This window comes from Hymenobacter sp. M1-2 (genome assembly GCF_057808495.1).
The window spans coordinates 19,087-27,410 of the sequence record NZ_JBTYZO010000040.1; the positions used below are offsets into that span (position 1 = coordinate 19,087).

Consider the following 8,324-nt stretch of genomic DNA (forward strand, 5'->3'; position numbering starts at 1 on the left):
TTTTGGTATACTTATCCCCACAATTTGTCTGCCCACAATTTGTCTTCTCAACCCTACTTTCGCCATGCCCCAGCACATCCTGGCCCTGGACCAAGGCACGACCAGCTCCCGCGCCATTCTCTTCGACCGGCAGGGCCGCATCGTTGCGCAAGCGCAAAAGGAATTCAGCCAGCTGTTTCCCAAGCCAGGCTGGGTGGAGCACGACCCAATGGAAATCTGGTCGACGCAGGCGGGCGTGGCGGCAGAGGCTACCGTAAAGGCGGGCCAAAATGGCCGGAGCATCGCGGCCATCGGTATCACCAACCAGCGCGAGACGGTGGTAGTATGGAACCGTAAAACCGGCAAGCCCGTGTATAATGCCATTGTGTGGCAGGACCGCCGTACGGCCGAATTCTGCGACCAACTGCGCGCTCAAGGGCACGAGAAGCTGATTCGAAGCAAAACCGGACTGCTGCTAGACCCTTACTTTTCGGCCAGCAAAGTGCGCTGGATTCTCGACCACGTTAAGGGCGCCCGTCGTAAGGCCGAGGCCGGCGAACTGGCCTTTGGTACGGTAGATAGCTGGCTGGTTTGGAACTTCACCCAGGGCGAGTTGCACGTCACGGACGTGACTAATGCCTCGCGCACCATGCTCTTCAACATTCACTCCCTGGCCTGGGACGATGAATTGCTGGCCCTGTTCGACATTCCGCGCAGCATGCTGCCCGAAGTGCGGCAGTCGAGCGAGGTGTACGGCGAAACCAAAACGACGATCTTCGCCTCCAACATCCCGATTGCGGGCATTGCCGGTGACCAGCAGGCGGCCCTGTTTGGGCAGTTGTGCACCGCGCCGGGCATGGTCAAGAGCACCTACGGCACCGGCTGCTTTATACTAATGAACATTGGCCCGGAGCCGCGGCCGTCGCAAAACAACCTGCTGACCACGGTGGCCTGGAAAATCGACGGGCAAGTGCAGTACGCGCTGGAAGGCAGCGTTTTTATTGCCGGAGCGGTGGTGCAGTGGCTGCGCGACAATCTGGGTCTTATCAAAACATCAAGCGAGATAGAACAGCTAGCTAAACAAGTCAGCAGCACCGACGGCGTGTATTTCGTGCCGGCTTTCGCCGGGTTGGGCGCGCCCTATTGGGACCCTTACGCGCGGGGCACCATCTTTGGTCTGTCGCGCGCCACCACGGCGGCCCATATTGCCCGGGCGGCGGTAGAAGCCATTGCCTACCAAACCATGGACGTGCTCCGCGCCATGGAAGCGGACTCCGGTCTGCCCATCGCCGAGTTGCGGGTAGACGGTGGCGCGGCCGCCAACAACCTGCTCATGCAGTTTCTGGCCGACGTGCTAAACACCAAAGTAGTACGCCCGCGTGTGATTGAAACCACCGCGCTGGGCGCGGCCTACCTGGCGGGCCTGGCCGTGGGCTATTGGAACAACCTGGACGAAATCAAAGCCCTCAACCAAGCCGACACGGCCTTTAGTCCCAAAGAAAGCCGTGCCGGTATTGAGGCGGGCATCCTGAATTGGCAGCGGGCTGTGCACGCCGTGCAGCAATGGTCGAAAGGTGTGGTGCAAACGGCCGCCACTCCCGAAGCACAATGAGACCTTGTGCCGACGTTGTTCCAATTGAGGTTCTTTCCAGGTAAAGGTTTTAGAGGCTTTATCCTTCTGAACGCAGTTTGCTCTTATGCCGAAGCGGGTAGGGGTAGTAGCCAGCCGAGCCTGCTTTTCCAATAGAGAAAGCCAGGCTTTTTTCTAGCAACTGGTTGATTTTATAAGTATGTTACTCATCCTTACGCTATCTACCCATGTCTGCATCTCCCGCTTCTTTGTTGCCCAACGACGAACCCGAGCGGCTGCGTAATCTGCGGGCTCATGATGTGCTGCCAACCCTCATTGAGCCCATCTTTGAAGAGTTTGTTGCCCTCACGGCCCAGGTATTTAGTTTGCCTATTTCTCTCATTGCCGTGGTCGAGGAAAATGACGTGTATTATCCCGCCAACCACGGCATGCCCGGCAACGACCGGCAACCCCGGGTCGAAGCTCTCTGCTCCACTGCCATTCAGCAGGCTCGGGCCGTTGTGTACCACGACCTCCTGCTCGAAACCAGCGCCGCCATACCCTCCGAAGCCGCTCATGCCGCCCAGAACAATAAGTTGCGGTTTTATGCTGGTTCTCTGTTGCGCTTACCCAATCAGTACCCGATCGGTACTTTATGCATCATCGACCGCCAGCCCCGAACCTTCAGCGCGACCGAGCAAGAGGTGCTAGACCAACTAGCTGCATTGGTTAGCCAAGCCATTGCCGTGCGCCATAGTTGCCTTCAGCAACCCGAACTCGGCACGGCTCGATGGGAGCAACTACACGTTCAGTTGCAGGAAGAGCTGCGCGAACTCACTGCCCTGCTGCGCTATCTTTTCACCCGCCAAGGCATTCAGATTCCTGTGCCGGAAGATCTGCTAGCCCAAGTGAAGCGCCGCCTCCACGACATACAGTCCTTGCTTGAGCAGCACGACTGTTCCTCCTAGCGAATGTTTATTGAGTATTTGCTCTCTGCCAAATGATAAATAGACCAGGGCCACGCTATACAGATCTGAAGCCTCCTGCTCATGATGGCACGTAACTAGCAGCCAGGATCTGAGTCAATCACACGTGCTGCACAGACAGCACTCCTGGCACTTCGATGGGGACAGGCAGCGTGCCATTGCGGGCGAATGCCGCCCACAAACGCCGTACTTCCTGTCCGGCTTGCGCCACTTCCTCCCAGGGGGCGTCGCCGAGCAGCGGCACGGCGGCCCACGTTTCCCGCGTCCCAAACAACAAAGGCAAGTCGATGGTATGGGCCGCACCGAAGGCACTGCCGCGGGGGCGGTAGGTAACGTTGAACAAGTAGGCCCGGCCACCCGCCCGCGCGTGCCGGCGGGCAAAGGCTGCCGCTGGGTCTACGTAGATGCGGCGCGAGCCAGCCGCCACCAATTGGCGAGTCAAGGCTGGTCCTAGCAGCGGCACCCGTTCCAGCCAGCGGAATTTGGGGTCGATAACGGCAAAAAACCGCAACTCTTCAGCGGTGGCGCCAATAAGCACATCTATTGTAGGAGCCGTCTCGCGCCAGGCTTGTTCAACAGCCGCTTCGGTGGGTAAAGGAAACGCGCCATACTGGGTGCCGAAGGGCATACCGGCCTTCAGGCCTGACCACCGCGCTGCCCGCCACGCCCGCGCCTCGCGTGCCAACACTTCCTCGTAGTTGGCGGTAGCCGGAATGGAATCAATAGCAGCGGCCATTTTCTGTGTCATCCGGGCCCTGTTTGGGGCCAAACCTAGCGGGGCGCTGTGCAGGATGACTCGCCGAAACAAACCCACAGCTCCCTCCGCCACCATCAAGTGCGCGGCTGCATCCCCGCCGGAGGAGTGCCCCAACAGAGTTACGCAAGCAGGGTCGCCGCCAAAAGCCGCAATATTGTGCTGCACCCAGCGCAAGGCGGCCAGTAGGTCCAGTAAGCCCAGGTTGGCCGGGGTATCGGCGCGGCCCAAAAAGCCGAACAACCCCAGCCGGTAAGTAAGGGCCACCACGACCACGCGCTGCTCGGCAACCAGCGGAGCCGGGTCATAAAACGCCAAGTCGCCAGCCCCGCTTACGTAGGAGCCGCCATGCACCCAAACAATAACCGGAAGCGCTTCCTGCGGCTGAAAGTCGTCGGGCGCGGTAACCGTCAGCCGCAAACAATCTTCGTCATACGTTCGCCCGACCATAGCTGGGCCCAAAGCCTGACTGAGCAGCGAGTCAACGACTTGCGGGCACGCCGGGCCGGATGCCGTTGCCTGCAAGGGTATAGCCGAAGCTGGTTCGTCAACCGGGGGCTGAAATCGCGCTGCGCGGGCGTAACGAATGCCACTGGCGCGCACCACCGCGCCGTCGCGCCAGCCGATGATGGTGCCAGCGGGCGCATAGAAATAAGGTGGATGCGCGGGCATAGAGGTGGTAACAGTTACGCTGGCAGGTGAGCAAAAGCAAGAGAATAGATGTCCAACTTGCCGTAGCGGGTGGCCATGCGCCGAGCCTGAATTGTAGCGATGATGTCAACACCCGGCGTAGCGTCGGCCGTGCCGGCAGAGGTCAGAAGTTGAAATCGCGCGGCTCGCCGGCCAGTTCGCGGCCGCGCAAAATAAACTTGGGCTGGTAGCTTTCCTCCTCGGTCCAATCAAGCGCCGCGAACGGCGGGCGCTCGCCATATACCCGGGGCCCCGTGACGGGCAAGCCCAGCGCGCGGTTTTGCTCTTGCTCTTGCCAGACCTCTGCCAGCACCTCGGCCAACTGGTGCCCCCAGGCGCGCATACCGGCCTCTATAACCGCCAGTCGCCAGTCGGCGTGGGCGGCGATGGGCCACGGCGATGCCTGCTGCTCCAGCGCGCGCTCCATCCAACTGGTGGCCTCGAACAGGTAGCCGTGGCGGCGCCGCGAGTCGTCGCGGTCGGCCTCGTACCAACGCAGCAGGCGCGGCAGCTCGGCAGGGTCTTCAAACTGCTGGAAATACGTGGTATAATCGCTGTGGCGGCCGATAAGCGGGTGCCACGGTAAACTGGCGGCCATATCGCCGCGGGCGCGTTGGGCGGCCAGCTTCTCTGCTTTGTCGGCTTCGGCGAGGCCGATGTAGTACGCCTCTTTTTCGCCGCGTATGTCGGGCAGGGTCAGCAGGTAGTTGATGCCGGTGGCGACGTTGTGGTACTCGTACCACGCCGGCAGGGTGTGGTACGCCCGGTGCTCGGCGGCGCTGTAGCCGTCGTCGTCCGCGTCGTCATCGTCCCCGCCGCTTTCGGCGGTACCCCGGAAGGTGTCGTAGTTCTGCCACGACCAATTGCGGCCGGGCACGTAGCGGTCGGAGCGCAGGTAGGCCTCGTAAAGCGCCACCTCGTCGGCTGTGATGGGTGGCAGCCACGGGCAATACTCAATGTACTTTTCCCACTGCCGGAAGTCCTGAGTGTGGCGCACGCCGGGCAGCGTCACTTCTTCGGCCCGCCAGCGGCACTGCAAATCGAAGAGCTTTTTCTGCTGAATCTCCCACAGGTCATGGGCTGCCGCCTCGCGGATTTCCACGAAGCGTGCGCCGGCCTGCTTCAACAGGAACGGTCCTTTAAGGTAGGCGCCGGCTTTGGCATAGGCGTACATACGGGCCACGTGCGGCCGGCTTTGGGCGAAGTACGGCGCCATCTCCTCCTCAAAGGCGGGGTGGGCCAGCAACTCGGCCTCAAACAGGCGCGCTAGCCCAGCCAGGTCATGCTTGGTTTGCGCTTCTTTGAGGTAGGCCGCCCGCGCCTCGGGGGTAGTAGGCAGGGCGGAGTCAGCAGATGAGAGAGGCAGGTCTTCCATAAGACGTCTAGCGAAAGTGGATCAGGCAATTGGTTGCGCAGTATAACGACCGGCAAGCGAAGAAAATCTGTTGCCGAATTTATGATGAGCGATGCTGTTGAATAAACAGGGCAAAACCGCTGAGGCAGTGGCTCAGAGGCCAAGCAGCCTAGTTGTTCGTAATAAGGCACGAACATGCCGTAAGCGTATAGAAAATCAACCAGTTTCTGGATGGCTTGAGCAAGTGACCCTTTTGGACAGCTCTTGACTGATCATAAAAGGTCGTTTCTGGACAATGTTGAGTAGCTTCGTTGCTAACGGATTCCCCAGAACCTCGCCTTTTCGCAGGTCTCCGTTGGCAACATATAAGGGTGCCGTTTGAAATAAATTTCTCCCCAATAATTCTTTACAATCCATCCTTCAACTAACATTACGGAAGCGAAAGACTCTTCTGAGAGCTTGTCTAAGTAGCAACATGATTACTCAGTCAACTATAGTCATGCAATACGCATGAAACGTAAGCTCTTTCTGCACACTTTCCTTGAGGCATTAGGAGCCGCCCAAATTGCATGGGGCAGCGAGAATACTACTAGCATAGAGGGAACCGTAGTCTATCAGGATATGGAGGAGTCGCAAGACTTTGTGTGGCATATGACAGAAGATCGGGTGCCCGGCGAAGACGTACGAAACGCACTTTTCTACCTCTATATTCAGGGGTACATCAAGGGAGATAAGGTGGATAGAAGCGCATGGAGCCTTAAGCTAGCGTTTATAGAGCCCGCGAAGTGGGAAAGCGTACTAGGTGTATAGTCCCAGCGCCTGGCTGGCTACCGCGTCGCCCTGGCCAAGCACGGCCTGCCGCAGGGCAGGAAGTTGGTGGCGCACTCGGCCCCACCCAGGACGACACAGTGGCCCAGACCCAGCAGCTCATGAGCCTGGCGCGCCCCTGACGAGCTGGTCGTCAGTACCCGGCTGGCCTACCCGGCCATGTTTGCGCTGCAGGAGCGGGGCGTGCACATTCCCGAAGAGGTGGCGGTGGTCAGCTTCAAGAACTAGTCGTACGCCGGGCTGTTCTCGCCCAGCCCCTCCAGCGTGGCGCACCCCATTCCAGAAATGGGCCGGGAAATGGTGCACCTGCTCTTGCTGCAACTGGAAGAAAACACGTTCACCAAACCGCAACCGCGGGTTCTCGATGCCCAACTAACTGTGCGGGACTCCTCCTTGCAGAACCGGGCCGAAACGTCCTGAACCGCGGCCCGCGACCGGCTGCTGCGCGAGCGGGCTGGTTGCGTCGCCGCGTTCGGCATAAAATATCCCCGAACTTTTCAGCTGCGAAAAGTCCGGGGATATTTAGGTTGGTGACTCGTTGGGATAAGCAGGCCGTCAAAAGCAAAGGCCTACAGTCACCTTATCAGGTAGTTCCTCGGCAAGGAGTTATCCTTCATCCTTGATCCTACTGCCTAGGTCTGGCTACTTACCGAACCAGCACGACGCGTTGCGTTTGGACCTGGCTGGCTTGCACGAGGCGGCAGGTGTAGACGCCGTTGGGCAACTGCTTGCCCTCCAGCGTAGCCTCGTAAACGCGGCCCCCCCCCACGGCTCCGTCGTAGAGCGTGCCTACGAGCTGACCGAGGCTGTTGTATACCTGCAAGCTAGCCATACCAGATTGGCCGGTCCGCCAGCGCACCGTGGTGTGGGCAGTAAACGGGTTAGGGTGCACCTCGAACTCGGTAACAAGCGCGGCGCGGGCGGGGCCAGCTGATGCTTGAGCCTTGCGAGCTGCAGTGCCATCGGGGCAGCTGCCCAGCTGGTCGCCGTGAGCAAGGTGAGCGTTCAGCGCACTGGAAGCTACGCAAATGGTCTGGCCGTTGTGGCACACTTGCACCTTATTACCCGGCCCGCAGCGTACGTCTTCCACCGTCATCGTAATGCTGGCCGTAGCCGTGCAGCCGTACTGGTTGGTGACCGTGACGGTGAAGGGGTACGCGCCCTTCGCCGTGGGCGCAAAGACGGAGTTGGCGCTGCCCGCGTCGCTCAGGAAGGTGCTTGGGCTCCACTGGTACGAGGTGCCGCCCGAGGCCGTGAGCGTGGCGCTCTGCGAGCCGTAGCCCAAGTAGATGGTAGTGGCCTCACCGCCCGTAAACACGCTATTGGCCGGCGAAATCGTTATGCCAGGCGTGGGTAGCTCACCCAGCACCGTTACCGTGGCCGGGGCAGTGACTTCGTTGGCGGCCGAGTCGAACACGGTTAGCGTCACGGAGTTAGCGCCCAGGTCGGCGCAGGTGAAGGTGGTTTTGCTAAGCTGCCGCGTCTGAATGCCGCAGTTGTCGGTGCTGCCGTTGTCCACGTCGGCCGGCGCAATGGTGGCCGTGCCCGCGGCCGAGAGTTGCACCGTCAGGTTACGCGTGGCCACTACCGGAGCTTGGGTGTCGCGCACGATCACCGTGAAGGTGGTGCTGTCGGTGCCGGCACTGTTGGTGGCCACGGCCGTCACGGTGCTGGTGCCCACCGGAAACACGTGCGGCGAGGTGATCGGCGTGCCGCCCACCGAGTACGTAACGACGGGCGCTGGCGAGCCGCTCACCGTGGCGGCGAAGCTCACCGAAGCGCTGCACTGGCTTGAATCCGCTGGTGCCGTCTGGTTGGCCACCGTCAGCCGCGGCGGGGTGGCGTAGCCGGTGTAGAGCGGCAGCACGAAGGAGAAGTACGCGGTGCTTTGCTGCGACTTGCGCGTGGGCAGCTGCGCGGCCGTCAGATTGACGGTGCTCGTACCGCGGGTTTCCGTCACCACGTTGGTGAACACGTGGCCGCGGGTGCTGGTCGGTGCGCCGCTGTTGGTGCGCACCTCCCCAAACCCGGCAACGGACACCGACGAGTTGTGGTTGACGAAGGCCGGCAGCAGACCCGGGTTGGCGGCGGCCAGCGTCAGGCCGCCAAGCACTTCGGTCTGGCCACCGTTTTTGGTTTCGATGAGCGTGTTGGGCCACTCCG

The 8,324-nt window shown here is 60.7% G+C and carries 6 protein-coding genes; 3 read left to right on the plus strand and 3 right to left on the minus strand.

The annotated features are described in order from the left end of the window. Positions 1-64 precede the first annotated feature (64 nt). Together glpK and ACYSMN_RS24735 are read left to right on the plus strand one after the other, a co-directional pair. The gene (gene glpK, locus ACYSMN_RS24730) at positions 65-1,591 is read left to right on the plus strand and encodes a glycerol kinase GlpK (protein WP_488926612.1); all 1,527 of its coding nucleotides are present in this window, start codon (positions 65-67) and stop codon (positions 1,589-1,591) included. Positions 1,592-1,797: 206 nt separating this feature from the next. Next, a complete protein-coding gene (locus tag ACYSMN_RS24735; protein ID WP_488926613.1) occupies positions 1,798-2,517 on the plus strand; it encodes a GAF domain-containing protein in 720 nt (239 codons plus the stop codon). Positions 2,518-2,635: 118 nt separating this feature from the next. On the opposite strand, the gene ACYSMN_RS24740 is transcribed toward ACYSMN_RS24735, so the two are convergent. After that, on the minus strand, positions 2,636-3,961 hold the full coding sequence (locus tag ACYSMN_RS24740; RefSeq protein ID WP_488926614.1) for a carboxylesterase family protein: 1,326 nt from the start codon (positions 3,959-3,961) through the stop codon (positions 2,636-2,638). Positions 3,962-4,103: 142 nt separating this feature from the next. Next, positions 4,104-5,354 carry a hypothetical protein gene (locus ACYSMN_RS24745; protein ID WP_488926615.1) on the minus strand — a complete coding sequence of 417 codons (1,251 nt, stop codon included), beginning with the start codon at positions 5,352-5,354 and terminating at the stop codon, positions 4,104-4,106. A gap of 1,047 nt (positions 5,355-6,401) precedes the next feature. On the opposite strand from ACYSMN_RS24745, the gene ACYSMN_RS24750 reads away from it, so the two are divergent. Continuing rightward, the gene (locus ACYSMN_RS24750; protein ID WP_488926617.1) at positions 6,402-6,581 is read left to right on the plus strand and encodes a substrate-binding domain-containing protein; all 180 of its coding nucleotides are present in this window, start codon (positions 6,402-6,404) and stop codon (positions 6,579-6,581) included. A 226-nt stretch (positions 6,582-6,807) separates the two neighbouring features. Here ACYSMN_RS24750 and ACYSMN_RS24755 read toward each other — a convergent pair. Next, the coding region (locus tag ACYSMN_RS24755) for a T9SS type A sorting domain-containing protein (RefSeq protein WP_488926616.1) at positions 6,808-8,324 on the minus strand (1,517 nt) is incomplete at its 5' end.